Here is a 14,589-nt window from a genome sequence, read left to right as displayed (position 1 = left end):
CGACGACATGGTGCGGTTCCTGCTGAAGCGGCTGCTGCTCGCCGTCTCGGTGCTGCTGGCGGTGAGCATCGTCAGCTTCCTCATGTTCTTCGCGCTGCCCCGCGACCCGGTGACCGGCATGTGCCCGAAGAACTGCAACGCCGAGCGACTGGAGCGGGTGCGTACGGAGCTGGGGCTCAACGACCCGAAGCCGACGCAGTACGTCAACTACATGAAGGGCATCTTCGTCGGCCGCGACCTGGGCAGCGCGCAGGGCGGCAAGTGCGAGGCGCCCTGTCTCGGCTACTCCTACGTGAACAGCGAGTCGGTGACCGACACGTTCGCCCGGGTGCTGCCGGTGACGCTGAACATCGTGCTTCCGGCGGCGGTGCTCTGGCTGGCGCTCGGGGTGGGACTCGGGATGATCTCCGCACTACGGCGGGGGTCGCTGCTCGACCGCATCTCGATCGGGCTGACGCTCACGTTCGCGTCGCTGCAGCTCTACTTCGTCGGCGCCGTGCTGCTGCTGATCTTCGTGTACTCGCTGAAGATCCTGCCGACACCCCGGTACGTGCCGTTCCTGGAGAACCCGGTGGAGTGGGCGCGTGGCCTGGTGCTGGCGTGGGTGACGCTCGCGTTGCTCTTCTCCGCGATCTACGCGCGGCTGTCCCGGGCGCAGATGCTGGAGACGCTCTCCGAGGACTTCGTCCGGACCGCGCGGGCCAAGGGCGTGGCGAAACGCAAGGTGTACGGACGGCACGCGCTGCGCGCGGCGATCACGCCGATCGTGACGATCGCCGGTATCGACGTCGGCGCGGCGCTGGGCGGCACCGTCATCACCGAGACGACGTTCGGCATCCAGGGGCTGGGGCGTACGGCGGTGGAGGCGGTGCGCCAGGGCGACCTGCCGACCATCATGGCCACGGTCCTGGTGTCGGCGTTGTTCGTGGTGGTGGCGAACATCATCGTCGATCTGCTCTACGCGTTCATCGATCCCCGGGTGCGTCTCGGCTGACCTCGGCGTCGCCGGTGGTCGATCGTTGTGCCCCCGTTATCTGCTCGAAATTTACCGCGAGTGAAAGCTAGGCGAAGCTTTCCTTCATCGGACCCGAGGAGTTGAGTATGCGAGCAAGACTCGCCACCGCCATGGGCGGCGCGATGGCACTGGTGGTCGCCCTCAGTGCGTGCAGCAAGAACACCGGCGACAGCGGCGACAGCGTGGACACGAACAAGCCCCGCAGCGGCGCCATCGCGACCGACCCGAAGGACTCGCTCGGCCCCGCGGCCGAGGTGCCGGGCGCGGCCAAGGGCGGGACCTTCTACATCCTGCGGGAGAGCAAGATCTCCCACCTGGACCCGCAGCGGGTCTACTCGTTCGCCGGCCTGATGGGCAGCCAGCTCTACGCCCGCTTCCTCACCACCTTCAAGGACGACGGCAAGGGCAACGTCACCCTGGTCGGCGACCTGGCCGAGACGCCCGGCAAGAACGTGAACAACGACTGCAAGGTCTGGGAGTTCACGATCAAGGAGGGCGTCAAGTTCGAGGACGGCCGCCCGATCACCTCCAAGGAGATCGCGTACGGCATCGCCCGCTCGTTCGACCCGGACCTGACCGGCGGCCCCACCTACCTGCAGGAGTGGCTGGCCGACACCCCGCAGTACGACACCAAGTGGGACTTCAAGAAGAACAAGACCTCGCTGCCTCCGGGCCTGACCACGCCGGACCCGCGCACGTTGCGCTTCGAGTTCAACAAGCCCCGCTGCGACCTGCCGTTCGCGGTGTCGCTCCCGGCCACCGCGCCGCTGCCGCCGGACAAGGACACCGGCGTCAACCTGGACAACATGCCGTTCTCGTCCGGGCCGTACCGGTTCACCAAGATTCAGCCCGGTGTGGAGATGGTGCTGGAGCGCAACCCGAACTGGGATCCGGCCACCGACGCCGTGCGGCACGCGTACCCGGACAAGTTCGTCTGGACCCTCGGCGCGGACCAGAACACCCAGACCAACCGGGTCCTCGCCGGCACCGGCAACGACGCGGCGGCGGTGGCCAGCGGCGGCGTGCCGTCCGAACTGCTCGCGAAGATCACCGGTGACCCGGCGCTGAAGGCGCGGATGATCGTCGCCGCGACGCCGAACGTGTTCCGGCTGAGCATCAACACCACCCGCGTCACCGACCTGTCCGTGCGGCAGGCGATCAACTACGCGATCGACCGCAGCAGCATCACCAAGAACCTCGGCGGCCCGTACGGCGCCATGCCGCTGACCACGCTGCTGCCCCCGACCACGCTCGGGTACAAGAAGTTCGACGCGTACCCGGCCGGTGAGAGCGGCGACCCGGCGAAGGCGAAGGAGGCGCTGGGCGGCAAGTCGGTCAACCTGGTGCTCGGCACCGGGGACGAGACCTGGCAGCAGGAGACCGCCACCCAGGTCAAGAACGCGCTGGAGAAGGCCGGCTTCACGGTCACGGTCAAGCCGATCCCCGCCGACGGCTACCTCGACTTCGTGAAGAAGAAGGACAACCCGTGGGACATCTGGGTCGACTCGTGGGCGGCCGACTGGCCCAGCGGCGCCTCCGTCCTGCCGGTGCTCTTCGACGGTCGCGGCCTCAAGGCCGAGGGCAACAGCAACACCTCCCAGCTCAACAGCGAGGCGATCAACGCCGAGTTCGACCGGGTGCTCGCCCTCGACCCGGCCAAGCAGGCCGACGAGTGGAGCAAGCTGGACGAGAAGCTGATGAAGGAGTCGGCGCCCGCGGTGCCGCTCTACAACGAGGTGGTCTCCGTGGCCCACGGTGAGAAGGCCGGCGGCCTCTTCATCGGCAGCATCTTCGGCTGGCCCAGCTTCGTCAACGCGTACGTCAAGCAGTAGCCACACCTGTGGTTGACGGAAGGGCCCCTCGTCGAGGGGCCCTTCCTCACAGGTAGCGGCGCAGGAAGTCCAGCTCCAGCCGGAGCAGGCGCTCCGACACCCCACCGGCGGCCAGGTGACTCGCGCCGGTCAGCGGCAGCACCGCGTGCGGGCGGCCCGTCGCCAGCAGCGCCGCCGACAGCCGCAGCGTGTGCGCGGCGAGCACGTTGTCGTCGGCCAGGCCGTGCACCAGCAGCATCGGCCGGGCCTGCGCCGGGTCGCCGAGCGGCTCGGCGGCCAGCTCGACCAGCGAGTGGTGGGCGTAGACGTCCATCCCGTCGTCCGGCATGCCGAGGTAGCGCTCGCTGTACGCGGTGTCGTACAGCGCCCAGTCGGTGACCGGCGCGCCCACGATCGCGCACTTGAACAGCTCCGGGTGGCGCAGCACCGCCAGCCCGGCCAGCCAGCCGCCGAACGACCAGCCGCGCACCGCCACCCGCTCCAGATCCAGATCCGGGTGCTTGTCGGCGAGCGCCGTGAGCGCGTCCACCTGGTCGGTCAGGATCACGTCCGCGACCCGGCGGTGGATCGCCTTCTCGAACGACGGCGCGATGCCCGGGGTGCCCCGGTTGTCGATGGTGACCACCGCGAAGCCCTGCTCGGCCCACCACTGCCGTTCCAGCCAGACGCTGCGGGCCGCCACCACCTCCTGGTGGCCGGGCCCGCCGTAGATGTCCAGCAGCACCGGCAGCCGGGTGCCCTTGACGTGCTCGGCCGGGTAGAGCACCGCGCTGGGCAGCCGCCGGTCGGTCACCCGGACCATCGTCGGCCGCGGCGCGTACGAGCAGGTGGCGGCGAACGAGCGCAGCTCACCCACCTCGCGGTCGCCGTGCCACACCCGCCAGCGGACCCCGGCGTGCTCCAGCGACGCGATGCCGACCGCCAGTGTGGACCCGCCGATCGAGGCCGTGTGCCAGCCCGGGTCGCTGCCCATCCGGCGGGCGTCCATGCCGCCACCGATGGTGGTCCGGACCCGGTAGAGGTGCCGCTGGCTCGGCTCGCCCTCGCTCGCCTCCACCAGCAGGTCCGCCGCCGCGTTCGGGCCGTTCGGCAGCCGCCCGACCACCCGCCGCACGTACAGCGAGGGTGGAGTGAGCAGCGTGCCGTCGGCGAACAGGCAGCGTGCGTCGTACCCGTCGTGGGCCAGCTCGCCACCGACCAGCACCCGCCCGTCGGGCAGGTGCGCCGGGGTGCCGGGGATCGGCTCCACCCAGCGCGGATCGGCCAGCTCGGCGTGCACCTGCGTCTCCCCGGTGCGTGGGTCCACCGCGAGTACCAGGCCGTGCTGCTGCGATCGGCGCAGCACTGTGATCAGCGGGCCGCCCTCGGTCCAGTCCACCGAACTCAGGTACGGATAGGTCTCCCGGTCCCAGTGCACGTCGACCCAGCCGCCGTCGAGGTCGAGCAGGTGCAGGCTGACCTCCGCGTTCGGCCCGCCCGCCACGGGGTACGCGAGCGACGTCGGCGGGCTCGCCGGGTCGGCCGGGTCGTGCAGGTACCAGCGTTCCAGGCGGGACTCGTCGACCCGGGCGGCCAGCACGCTACGGCCGTCCGGCGCCCACCAGTAGCCCCGGTAGCGGTGGAACTCCTCGGCCGCGATGTGCTCGGCCAGCCCCCAGGTGACGCCGCTGTCCTCGCCGGCGAGCAGGTTGTCCGTACCGTCCGGCTCCACCACCCGCAACTGGCCCCGGCGCACCCCATCGGCGGCGTCGGTGACGTACGCCAGCCGCTCACCGGCCGGGTCGGGCCGCGGGTCGATGACCGGCCCGACGGCCGCCACCTCGACCACGTCGCCGTGCACCAGGTCGGCCCGGAACAGCCGCCCGGCCAGCGCGAACGCGGCGACCCGGCCGGCCGAGTCCAGCGCGTACGAGCCGATGCCGCCGGAGCTGAGCCGCAGCCGCTCGCGCAGCGCCCGCTCACCGGGAGCGAGACGGGCCGGCTCGGCGTCGGTGCCCCCCAGCAGCACCGCCGGGTCCGCGACCAGTCGTTCCTCGCCGCTGTCGACGTCGAGCAGCCAGAGCGCGTCGGCCGGGTCCTCCGGTCCCGCGGAACGCAGGAAGATCACCCGGGCACCGTCGCCCGCGACGGCGACGGCGCGCGGCGCCCCGTGGCTGAACCGACGGGTACGGGCGGCCAGCTCGGGAAAGTCCACGCCTGCAGAGTAGGCGGGCGCCGGGGGTGATGTGGCCGACCTGGGCGGACGCATCACCGTCGAGCGGGCAGGACCGCCGGTTAGAGTGACGGGCGTGACGACCCTGCCCGACCGACGCCTCCTGCTGGTCCACGCGCATCCCGACGACGAGTCGATCGGCACCGGCGCGACGATGGCGCACTACGCCGCCACCGGCGCCCACGTCACGCTCGTGACCTGCACGCTGGGCGAGGAGGGCGAGATCCACGTCCCGGCCCTGGCCCAGCTCTGCGCGGCCGAGGCGGACCAGCTCGGCGGCTACCGGATCGGCGAGCTGGCCGCGGCGTGCGCCGCGCTCGGCGTCACCGACCACCGGTTCCTCGGCGGCGCGGGCCGCTACCGGGACTCCGGGATGATGGGCCTGACCACCAACGAGCACCCGCGGGCGTTCTGGCAGGCCGACCTGGACGTCGCCGCCGGTTACCTGGTGGAGGTCATCCGCGAGGTCCGCCCGCAGGTGCTCGTCACGTACGACCCGGACGGCTTCTACGGCCACCCCGACCACATCCAGGCGCACCGGGTGGCGATGCGGGCGGTGGAGCTGGCCGCGGCCGAGGGGGTCGCCCCGGCGAAGGTCTACTGGACGGCCATGCCGCGCAGCGTGCTCGACGCGGGCCTGGAGACGTTCACCGAGTCCTCGGACAACCCGTTCGCCGGCATCGAGAGCGCCGACGAGCTGCCGTTCGGCACGCCGGACGCGGAGATCGCCGCCCGGATCGACGGCACCGACCAGCACGCCGCCAAGGAGGCGGCGATGCGCGCCCACGCCACCCAGATCCCGGCCAACTCCTGGCTCTACTCGATCGCCGGCAACTTCGGCGGCGAGTTCATGGGCGTGGAGTACTTCACGCTCGCGGTCGGCGAGAAGGGCCCGGGCGCCGGCCCGTACGGCTGGGAGGACGACCTCTTCGCCGGGATCGCCCTGGACGGCACGCAGCGGTCCCCGGTCGCGGCGGCCGGTCTCCGGTGACGCTGCCGGCCGTACCCGTGTCGACCCTTCCCGAGCAGCCGCCGACCCCCACGACGCCGAGCCCGGCGGAGCGGGTGCTCGACCGCGCGCTGCGGGTGGCCGGCGGCGTCGTCACGGTCTGGGCCGGCGTCCTGCTGGCGCTGCTCGACCTGATCTTCGCGACCTGGGCCTGGGAGACGGTGCAGGGCCGCTCCGGCGGGCTGCGGGCCCTTCTCGGGGTCGGCCTGGTGGCCGCCGGCGTCGTCGCCGTGGTGGCCACGACGGTGCTGCTGGGCCGGTTCGCCCACCGGTCGACGGGTACGCGCTGGGCGGTGGCGCTCGGCGCGCTGCCGTGGTTCCTGGTGATCGTGGTGGGGGGTTTCCGGACCGTCGAGGGCGACCTGGCGCTCGCCGGTGACAACGTGCTCGGCCTCGCGTTGATCGTGGCCGGCGCGGTCACGTTCGCGGTACTGGGCTTCCGGCACCTGGTGACACCACCGGACGCACGGTGAGGTGCTGACGCCGCACAGCTCGCGGTGGTAGACATTCCTGCCAAGAGGCCCGCCGAGGGAGCGGGCGGTACGGCGGGAGGCGTGCGATGACTCAGCGGTGGCGTGCGGTAGGCGTGCTGGCGGCCGCGTTGTTCGGCGTGAACGTGGTGGCCCGGCTGGTCATCAGATTCGCGTTCCCGGACGACGACACCGCCTCCGGCCGCGTCTCGCTCGCCATGTTCCTGGTCATCGGGCTGATCCTGGCCGGCACCGCGTTCCGGTGGGGCGCCGACCGGCCGCTGGGCCGCTGGGCCGGCGACCTGGCCGCCGCTGTCGCGGTCGCGCTGGCGCTCACCGTGTTCGTCGGTCCGCTGCTGGTCGGGGAGAACCCGTTCGGCGGCGGTGCGGGCCTCTTCTTCGCCCAGATCTGGCTCTATCTCGCGGCCACCGCGGCGGGCGTGCTGGTCGGCTACCTGATCCTGACCGCGCTGGGCCGGGACTACCGGTCCCGCCAGCTCAAGCGGTACGCCGAGATGAAGCGCACCCGCCCTCGCAGGATCGTCCGGCGCTGACCGGAGCGCCGCTCAGCCCGCCGGGGCGACCCGGGTCAGGTAGGTGTGGTGGGTGGTGAAGCCGAGCCCCCGGTAGAGCGCCACAGCGCCGGTGTTGCTCTGTTCCACCTGGAGGAACGCGTGGGAGGCGCCCTCGGCGGCGCCCCAGCCGGCCAGCGCGCGTACGACAGAGGCGGCGAGCCCTCGGCGGCGTGCCTGCGGCACCGTCTCCAGCAGGCTGACGCCGAGCCAGCGACCCCCGCCGGTCACCGTGCCCCGCCCGACCGCGAGCAGCCGGCCGTCTTCGCGCAGCTCGGCGAAGCGGACCCGGGGCGTCCCGGTGAGCACCTGCCGGGCGGCGTCCGGCAGCCCGCCCTTGCGGCCGGCGGCGATCACCAGCCAGTCGTCGGCGGGCGCGTCCGCGAGCCCCACCGGCGGCACGTCGGCGGCCGGCGGCGCGGTGGCCGACAGGGGTGCGGCCGGCGACGCCGTCAGGGTGCGCAGCGGGACGGTCTGCACCAGCACCGGGGGCCGGGACGTCCAGCCGCGCGCGTCCAGCTCCGCGCCGACCGGCGCGGCCAGCGGCAGCGGGGTGTTCACCAGCGCGGGCCCGCCGCGCTCGGCGTACCAGCGCTGCACCGCGTCCAGCGCGGCGGGCAGCGGGCGGTCCGGGTCGCCCACCGGCAGCGCGCTGTTCGCCCGCCCGGTCCAGCCGTCGGCCCAGCGCAGCCGCCAGTCGCCGAGCCGTCCGCGTACCGGTGCGGGCCACGCCTCGTCGGCGGCCAGCTCCAGCGCTACCACGGCGGCGGCGGTGGGCCGGCGGGCCGGCGGCACCCGCTTGGCCCGGTGCACCTCGGCCACCGGTACGCGCAGCGGCCCGGCGTCGGTGGAGAGCGTGATGTGGGTCTCGCTCAGCTCCACGAGCTCGCCGAGCGCGTCGGAGAACAGCGTGCGGCCCTCGCGAATCCCCACAATCCGGCGGACCACGATCCGGTGTCCCACGTCCTGCTGTCGGAGCACGATCGACCCCCTCCCCGGCGAGATACTAGGCTCTTACCGTTGCGGTTGATCGCGACGAGTCTTGCGGAGGAGAAGACCGGTGACCTACATCATCGCCGAGCCGTGCGTGGATGTGCTCGACAAGGCATGCATCGAGGAGTGCCCGGTCGACTGCATCTACGAGGGCAACCGGATGCTCTACATCCACCCCGACGAGTGCGTCGACTGTGGTGCCTGTGAGCCGGTCTGCCCGGTGGAAGCGATCTTCTACGAGGACGACGTCCCGGAGCAGTGGAAGGACTACACCGGGGCCAACTACGAGTTCTTCGAGGACCTGGGCTCGCCCGGTGGCGCCTCGAAGATCGGCAAGGTGGAGAAGGACGCCACCTTCGTCGCCGCGCAGCCGCCGCGCGGCGAGGGCCACTGAACCGGCGTACGCCGGTCTCGGCACGGCTGCCCGACTTCACCTGGGACACCCTGGACGCCGCGGCCGCCACGGCCGCGGCGCACCCGGACGGTCTCATCAACCTGTCGATGGGCACGCCGGTCGACCCGGTGCCGGAGCTGATCCGCCAGGCCCTGGCCGACGCGTCGAACGCGCCGGGCTACCCGCTCACCGCCGGTACGCCCGCCCTGCGGAACGCGATCGCGGCCTGGGTCGCGCGGGCCTGCGGCGCGGGCGTCGACGGCCTGGGCGTGCTGCCGACGATCGGCTCCAAGGAGCTGGTGGCCTGGCTGCCGACGCTGCTCGGGCTCGGCCCCGGTGACGTGGTCGTGGTGCCGTCGGTCGCCTACCCGACGTACGAGGACGGGGCCCGCCTCGCCGGTGCGACGACGGTACGCACCGACTCGCTGACCGCGCTGGGCCCGGATCCCCGGGTCCGCCTGGTCTGGGTCAACTCGCCGGGCAACCCGACCGGCCGCGTGCTGCCCGCCGCCCACCTGCGCAAGGTGGTCGAGTGGGCGCGCGAGCGCGGAGCGGTGGTCGCCAGCGACGAGTGCTACCTGCCACTGGGCTGGGACGCCGAGCCCGTCTCGGTGCTCTCGCCGCAGGTGTGCGGCGGCTCGTACGACGGCGTGCTGGCGGTGCACTCGCTGTCCAAGCGCTCCAACCTGGCCGGCTACCGGGCCGGGTTCGTCGCCGGTGACCCGGCGCTGGTGGCCGAGCTGCTCAAGATCCGCAAGCACGCGGGCATGATCGTGCCGGCCCCGGTGCAGGCCGCCATGGTGGCCGCGCTCGGCGACCAGGAGCACGCCGACGCCCAGCGGGAGCGCTACCGCGTCCGGCGGGAGAAGCTGCGCGCGGCGTTCACCGGCGCCGGCTTCACAGTCGAGCACTCGGAGGCCGGGCTCTACCTGTGGCTCACCCGGGACGAGGACTGCTGGGAGACGGTGGACCGGCTCGCACGCCGGGGCATCCTGGTGGCCGCCGGTGTCTTCTACGGCCCGGCCGGCGCCCGGCACGTCCGGGTGGCGCTCACCGAGTCCGACGAGCACGTGGACGCGGTGGCCGGGCGGCTCGCCGGGTTCTGACGTGACGGGCGGGCTGGCGCGGGCGGCGGTGGTCGGCACCGGGCTGATCGGCGGTTCGGTGCTGCTGCGGCTGCGCGACGCGGGGCTCGACGTCGCCGGCTGGGATCCGGATCCGGCCGCCCGCCGGCAGGTACGCGACCGGGGCGTCGACGCGCCCGACACGGTCGAGGAGGCGGTCACCGGGCGGGACGTGGTGTTCCTCTGCGGCCCGCTGCCCACGCTGCCGACGACGCTGGCCCGGGTCGCCGCCGTGACCGACGACGGCTGCGTGCTCACCGACGTGGGCAGCGTCAAGGCCGAGGTGAGCACCGCGGCCACCGTCCAGGGGCTCGGGCACCGCTTCGTGCCGGGCCATCCGATGGCCGGTGCCGACCGGGCCGGAGCGGGCGCGGCCAGCCCGGATCTGCTCGACGGCGCCGCCTGGGTGCTCTGCCCGGGGCCGACCGGCCTGGGCGCGTTCCGGCGGCTGGCGGTGCTGCTGGTGGACGTCTTCCACGCCCGGGTGGTGCCCATGTCCGCCCCGGAGCACGACGGCGCCGCCGCGCTCGCCTCGCACGTACCGCACGTGCTGGCCGGCGCGCTGGCCGGCACCGTGCACCGGTCGGCGCTGCGGGACGCGGTGCTGACGCTCGCCGCCGGCAGCTTCTCCGACGGCACCCGGGTCGCCGGCGGGCCGCCCGAGCGGACCGCGAACATGCTGCTCGGCAACCGGGACCGCGTGCTCGCCGAGCTGGACGCGCTCGGCGCGTTCCTGGACGAGCTGACCGAGGCGCTGCGCGGTGGCGACGCCGGCGCGCTGGCCGACCGGTTCGCCGAGGGACGGGACGTCCGCTCCACGCTGCGGGCCCGTACGTTCACCGCGCACCGGCGGGAGTTCCCGGCCGCCGCCGACCACGCGGGCGAGCTGGCGTACCTGCGGGAGCTGGGCGCGGCGGGCGGCCACCTGAGCGAGGTCCGGGAGGCGGCCGGCGCGGTCACCTACATGGGGCACCTGCCGGCCACACCGCCGTTAGGCTGAGCGGCATGGCGGACGCACCGGTCGTGGCGGTACGCGGTGAGGCGTACCGGGAGGTGGCTCCCGAGCTGGCCCGGTTCACCGTGACGGCGACGGCGCGGGACCGGGACCGGGAGACCACGCTGACCCGGCTGGCCGAACGGGCCGCCGCGGTGCGGGCGCTGCTCGACGCGGCCGAGCCGGCGGTGGAGCGCCGGGAGACCGGCCAGGTCCACGTGTGGCCGGTGACGAAGCGCTCCGGCGACCGGGTGGTGGCCTACCAGGGCAGCGTGAGCACCACCGTGACGACCACCGACTTCACGGTGCTCGGTGACCTGATGCTCCGCCTGGCCGACCAGGAGCAGGTCGAGGTGGCCGGGCCGGTGTGGTCGCTGCGGCCGGACAGTCCGGCCTACCGCGAGGTGCGGCAGGCGGCGATCGCCGACGCGCTGGTCCGGGCCCGGGAGTACGCCGAGGCGCTCGGCGCCCGGGTGATCGCGTTGCGGGAGCTGTCCGACACCGGGATGAGCGCCGGCCCGCCGATGATGGTCAAGGCGGCGTACGCGCGCTCCGGCGAGCAACCGGAGCTGGAGCTGGACCCGGCCCCGCAGCCGGTGCACGCGGCGGTCGAGGCGCGGTTCACCATCAGCGAGCCGGTGCTGGGCTGATGCCGGCGGCGGAGACGCTCCCGCTCGACGAGCTGGTCGCCCGGGCCCGCGCGCTGGCCGAGGACGGTCCGCGCCAGCTGCTCGGCATCGCCGGGGCGCCCGGGGCGGGCAAGTCCACGCTGGCGGAACGGATCGTGGCCGCGCTCGGCCCGGTCGCCCGGCTGGTCCCGATGGACGGCTTCCACCTGGCCGGGTCGGCGCTGGCGCGGCTCGGCCGGGCCGACCGCAAGGGCGCACCGGACACGTTCGACGTCAACGGCTTCGTCTCCACGCTGCGCCGGTTGCGCCGGCTGGAACCGACGTCGGTGTGGGTGCCGGAGTTCCGCCGCGACCTGGAGGAACCGGTCGCCGCGGCGATCGAGGTGCCGCCCGAGGTGCGCCTGGTGGTCACCGAGGGCAACTACCTGCTGCTGCGGGACGACCCGTGGGAGGAGGTGCGCACGCTCGTACACCAGATCTGGTTCCTCGACCTGGACGCGGAGCTGCGGCTGCGCCGGCTCACCGCGCGGCACGAGGCGTACGGGAAGTCGCCGGAGCAGGCCCGCGCCTGGGCGTTGGGCAGCGACGAGGAGAACGCGCGGCGGGTCGCCGGCACGGCCGGGCACGCCGACCTGGTGGTACGCCTGGCCGACCCGCCGCAGGCGTGACGCCGGGGCCGGGTCAGCCGGTCCGCTGCCGGGGTGACGGCACGGTACGGCGCAGCAGCCGGGCCACCACCGCCCGCTCCCGGGTGAACTCCACCGCCTCCGGGTAGCCGCTGTGGCTGCGGATGGGCGGGTCGGCCACCTCGCCGCCGGACGGGTGCAGCGCCTCCGGGTCGGCCACCGGCACGTCCCGCTGACCGGCGCTGACCTGCCAGCCCAGCGGGTCGGTGTCCCGCCAGAAGTTCGTCCAGGCCACGTGTCCGCCGGGCCAGGTGAGCGCGCCGGCCAGCGCCCGCAGCCGTTCCGGCCCGAAGTAGGACGGGAAGATCCGCCCGTAGAGCCGGGTGAGCTGGCAGCCGTAGGAGAAGAACCAGGTCCGCAGCCGCCACCGGCGGGGCAGTTGCAGCAGCACCGCGGCGCAGATGACGGTGCCCTGGCTGTGCCCGGAGAGGATGACGCCGTCCATCCGGTCGCCGTGGTGCGGCGGCAGCGCCAGCAGCCCCGCCACCCGGGTCTGGAGTTCCGGTACGGCGCGTTCGGCGTAGCTGGGCGGCGCGAGCGGATGCGCGGCCCGGGGCCAGAACGTGCACACGTCCCAGATCACGCCGACCGAGCGGCGGACCGAGTCGGTCCGGTAGACGAGCAGCCCGAGCGCCGCCATCACCACCGGCAGCCAGCCGAGGACCGTGTCGCCGCGCTCGGCGGTCCAGTGGATGGCGGTCTGCCAGCCGGACGGGGACAGCGGGCTGGGCCGTTCGCCGGACAGCGCGGCGGCGCAGCAGAGGGTGACCAGGATCGCGCAGAACGCGGCGTAGCAGCCCAGCAGCCGTACCGCGTGCTCGCCGACCAGCCGGTGCAGCGCCCGGTAGGTGCTGACGTCGCGGCAGCGCCGCAGGTCGTGCGCGGACAGGCCGGGTGTGTCGGCCAGCCGGGCGTACTCGACCCGACGCAGGCGGTGCAGCAGGACGACGGCCCGGATCAGCAGCCCGATCAGCGCGGCCAGGCCGATCGCGCAGGCCAGCCCGGCCCAGAAGACGGCCAGTGGCGGCACGACGCGGCTCGGGCCGCTCGGTTCGGCGGACGCGTCGAGCCGGTCGCTGACCCAGTAGAGCAGCCCGGCGCAGTAGGCCACCGCCATCATCCAGCCGAACCCGGCGATGACCGCCGGGGCGCAGCCCCGCCAGGCCAGATCCGTGTACGCGCCGAGCGGCTGGGTCGGCACCGCCGGCCGCAGACGGGGCAGGAACAGTCCGGCGGTGGCCAGCGCGACGGCCGGGCCGACGAGCATCCAGGTATGCAGTTCGTCCGGCGCGGCGGGCAGCGCGGGCAGGCCGCGTTCGATCCAGGCCGCACCGAGCGGCAGCAGCAGCATCCCGGCGCCGGGTCCGGCCAGCGCCCGGCGGCCGGAGCGGTTCGCCGCGGCGATGGCGAGCAGCAACAGCACCTGGTACGCGATGAGCCAGGCGATCGCGGTGTCGTACCCGGGCAGGGACCGGTCGGCGTGACAGCCGGCGGTGTCCGGCTGCGCGGCGCACCCGTCCGGAGGCCGGTACGTCGACAGCGGCTGCCCGGCCGCCCCGTCGGGGAGCAGCAGCAGGACGAACGAGCCGATCAGTCCGAGCGCGGTGAGCGTCGCGACCGCCGCGCTCCACCGGCCGAGCGGGGTGGCGCCCTGGCGCCGGCTCAGCCACGGCCGGGCGACCGCCACCACGGCGATCACCACCACGGCGGCGAGCAGCGTCACGGTGGGCCAGGCGACGGCGGCCCGCACACCGCGCGGCGGGTCCATGATCAGCACCGCGACGACCGGTACGGCGGCGGCGCTGACCGCCCCGGTGCACAGGTGCAGCACGGCGGCCCGGCGCAGTTGCCCCTCCCCGTTCCAGAACGTCGGGTCCTGGAGCGGGTTCTGCGGGGGCTCACGCGGGTCCGGTCGCTCGACCGGCTCCCCGCCCTCCCGGGCCGGTGCGTGGTGGTGCGGGTCGGCGGGCATCTGCGCCTCGTACTGGTAGGTGCGGAAGGCGACGAGCCCGATCGCGGCCAGCACGAGCAGTGGCAGCAGCAGCCCGAGCGCGAGTGCCCGGGTGTCCGCGCGCCACCAGGAGTCGCCGAGGAACTCCCACGGGCCGGGGAGCCGGCCGAGGCAGTCCGCCTCCACGCACTGCCAGCCGATCAGATCCACTCCGACGCCGGTCAGGGTGAGAACGAGCGTGCAGGTCAGGCTCAGGCAGAACAGGCGGATGAGCCAGGCGGTGATGCCGGACCGGCTGGCCCAGCGTTCCTGGTCCGGGTCGGGCGGGATGCCGGCGCGGGCGTGCAGCGCGACGTTCGCCAGCGCGAAAGGGAGCATCAGCGTCCACAGCGCCCGTTCCACGTCCCGCCGGGTCCGCGCGCCGGAGGTCAACTGCCCCCAGCTGTACGCCTCGACCGTGATCGGGTCGTCCCGGCCCGCGGTGCTCGACCGGTAGAAGCCGGTCACCTGACCACCGGCGACCAGCGTTGGTTGCGCACCGTCACCGTTGACGCCGGCGGTCAGGCCGAGCAGCTGATCCGGCGGGGTGTTGGAGACCCCGTGCACCCGCAGTTCGAGGACCCGTTCCATCGTGCCTCCCGGTAAACGCCCTACTACCCAGAGTGCGCGACGGGTCGGGAATTCGCATCCGCTGGAACGGTTGTTCCC

The 14,589-nt window shown here is 73.8% G+C and carries 13 protein-coding genes; 10 read left to right on the top strand and 3 right to left on the bottom strand.

Features of this window, described 5'->3' with window-relative positions:
* Positions 1-7 precede the first annotated feature (7 nt).
* Positions 8-994: an ABC transporter permease gene (locus ACN27D_RS09040; RefSeq protein ID WP_091422104.1), complete on the top strand. Its 987-nt coding sequence runs from the start codon at positions 8-10 to the stop codon at positions 992-994.
* Between the two features lie 107 nt (positions 995-1,101).
* The gene (locus ACN27D_RS09035) at positions 1,102-2,847 is read left to right on the top strand and encodes an ABC transporter substrate-binding protein (RefSeq protein WP_355506369.1); all 1,746 of its coding nucleotides are present in this window, start codon (positions 1,102-1,104) and stop codon (positions 2,845-2,847) included.
* Positions 2,848-2,893: 46 nt separating this feature from the next.
* Here the strand turns inward: ACN27D_RS09035 and ACN27D_RS09030 are convergent, their stop codons facing one another.
* Positions 2,894-5,041: a prolyl oligopeptidase family serine peptidase gene (locus tag ACN27D_RS09030; protein ID WP_421498902.1), complete on the bottom strand. Its 2,148-nt coding sequence runs from the start codon at positions 5,039-5,041 to the stop codon at positions 2,894-2,896.
* An 85-nt stretch (positions 5,042-5,126) separates the two neighbouring features.
* Between ACN27D_RS09030 and mshB the strand changes: the two genes are divergently transcribed.
* From mshB to ACN27D_RS09015, 3 genes are all read left to right on the top strand, one after another.
* Complete coding sequence (gene mshB / locus ACN27D_RS09025) at positions 5,127-6,050, top strand: N-acetyl-1-D-myo-inositol-2-amino-2-deoxy-alpha-D-glucopyranoside deacetylase (protein ID WP_205775971.1); 924 nt, start codon at positions 5,127-5,129, stop codon at positions 6,048-6,050.
* A gap of 17 nt (positions 6,051-6,067) precedes the next feature.
* On the top strand, positions 6,068-6,541 hold the full coding sequence (locus ACN27D_RS09020) for a hypothetical protein (protein WP_421498901.1): 474 nt from the start codon (positions 6,068-6,070) through the stop codon (positions 6,539-6,541).
* An 86-nt stretch (positions 6,542-6,627) separates the two neighbouring features.
* Positions 6,628-7,092: a hypothetical protein gene (locus tag ACN27D_RS09015; protein ID WP_120573226.1), complete on the top strand. Its 465-nt coding sequence runs from the start codon at positions 6,628-6,630 to the stop codon at positions 7,090-7,092.
* Between the two features lie 12 nt (positions 7,093-7,104).
* On the opposite strand, the gene ACN27D_RS09010 is transcribed toward ACN27D_RS09015, so the two are convergent.
* Positions 7,105-8,091, bottom strand: a complete 987-nt coding sequence (locus ACN27D_RS09010; RefSeq protein ID WP_421498900.1) for a GNAT family N-acetyltransferase — start codon at positions 8,089-8,091, stop codon at positions 7,105-7,107.
* 79 nt (positions 8,092-8,170) lie between these two features.
* On the opposite strand from ACN27D_RS09010, the gene fdxA reads away from it, so the two are divergent.
* Genes fdxA through ACN27D_RS08985 form a run of 5 tightly spaced genes read left to right on the top strand, consistent with a single transcriptional unit; the run spans position 8,171 to position 11,912 of the window.
* Entirely contained in the window at positions 8,171-8,497 is a 327-nt protein-coding gene (fdxA, locus tag ACN27D_RS09005; RefSeq protein ID WP_007464872.1) for a ferredoxin, read from the top strand.
* Positions 8,494-9,603 carry a succinyldiaminopimelate transaminase gene (gene dapC / locus ACN27D_RS09000; protein WP_421501124.1) on the top strand — a complete coding sequence of 370 codons (1,110 nt, stop codon included), beginning with the start codon at positions 8,494-8,496 and terminating at the stop codon, positions 9,601-9,603. Before fdxA ends, dapC begins: the two co-directional genes overlap by 4 nt.
* Position 9,604: 1 nt before the next feature.
* Complete coding sequence (locus ACN27D_RS08995) at positions 9,605-10,621, top strand: prephenate dehydrogenase (protein WP_355506380.1); 1,017 nt, start codon at positions 9,605-9,607, stop codon at positions 10,619-10,621.
* A 5-nt stretch (positions 10,622-10,626) separates the two neighbouring features.
* Positions 10,627-11,265 (top strand): SIMPL domain-containing protein, encoded by a 639-nt coding sequence (locus tag ACN27D_RS08990; RefSeq protein ID WP_358176413.1) that lies wholly within the window; start codon positions 10,627-10,629, stop codon positions 11,263-11,265.
* Positions 11,265-11,912 carry a nucleoside/nucleotide kinase family protein gene (locus tag ACN27D_RS08985; protein ID WP_421498899.1) on the top strand — a complete coding sequence of 216 codons (648 nt, stop codon included), beginning with the start codon at positions 11,265-11,267 and terminating at the stop codon, positions 11,910-11,912. The genes ACN27D_RS08990 and ACN27D_RS08985 overlap by 1 nt, the downstream gene beginning before the upstream one ends.
* A gap of 13 nt (positions 11,913-11,925) precedes the next feature.
* Here the strand turns inward: ACN27D_RS08985 and ACN27D_RS08980 are convergent, their stop codons facing one another.
* Positions 11,926-14,511, bottom strand: a complete 2,586-nt coding sequence (locus ACN27D_RS08980; protein ID WP_421498898.1) for a hypothetical protein — start codon at positions 14,509-14,511, stop codon at positions 11,926-11,928.
* Positions 14,512-14,589: the final 78 nt, after the last annotated feature.

It is taken from the genome of Micromonospora sp. WMMD1274 (genome assembly GCF_049179035.1).
GTDB classification, from domain to species: Bacteria; Actinomycetota; Actinomycetes; order Mycobacteriales; family Micromonosporaceae; genus Micromonospora; species Micromonospora tulbaghiae.
Note: the sequence above shows the minus strand (reverse complement) of the source record. Positions and strands in the feature narration are given on the sequence as shown.

Bases quoted from the DNA above. Each gene is read 5' to 3' on its own strand.
- ACN27D_RS09040 (WP_091422104.1), top strand. From the start codon at position 8: ATGGTGCGGTTCCTGCTGAAGCGGCTGCTGCTCGCCGTCTCGGTGCTG.
- ACN27D_RS09035 (WP_355506369.1), top strand. From the start codon at position 1,102: ATGCGAGCAAGACTCGCCACCGCCATGGGCGGCGCGATGGCACTGGTG.
- ACN27D_RS09015 (WP_120573226.1), top strand. From the start codon at position 6,628: ATGACTCAGCGGTGGCGTGCGGTAGGCGTGCTGGCGGCCGCGTTGTTC.
- ACN27D_RS08990 (WP_358176413.1), top strand. From the start codon at position 10,627: ATGGCGGACGCACCGGTCGTGGCGGTACGCGGTGAGGCGTACCGGGAG.
- ACN27D_RS08985 (WP_421498899.1), top strand. From the start codon at position 11,265: ATGCCGGCGGCGGAGACGCTCCCGCTCGACGAGCTGGTCGCCCGGGCC.
- ACN27D_RS08980 (WP_421498898.1), bottom strand. From the start codon at position 14,511: ATGGAACGGGTCCTCGAACTGCGGGTGCACGGGGTCTCCAACACCCCG.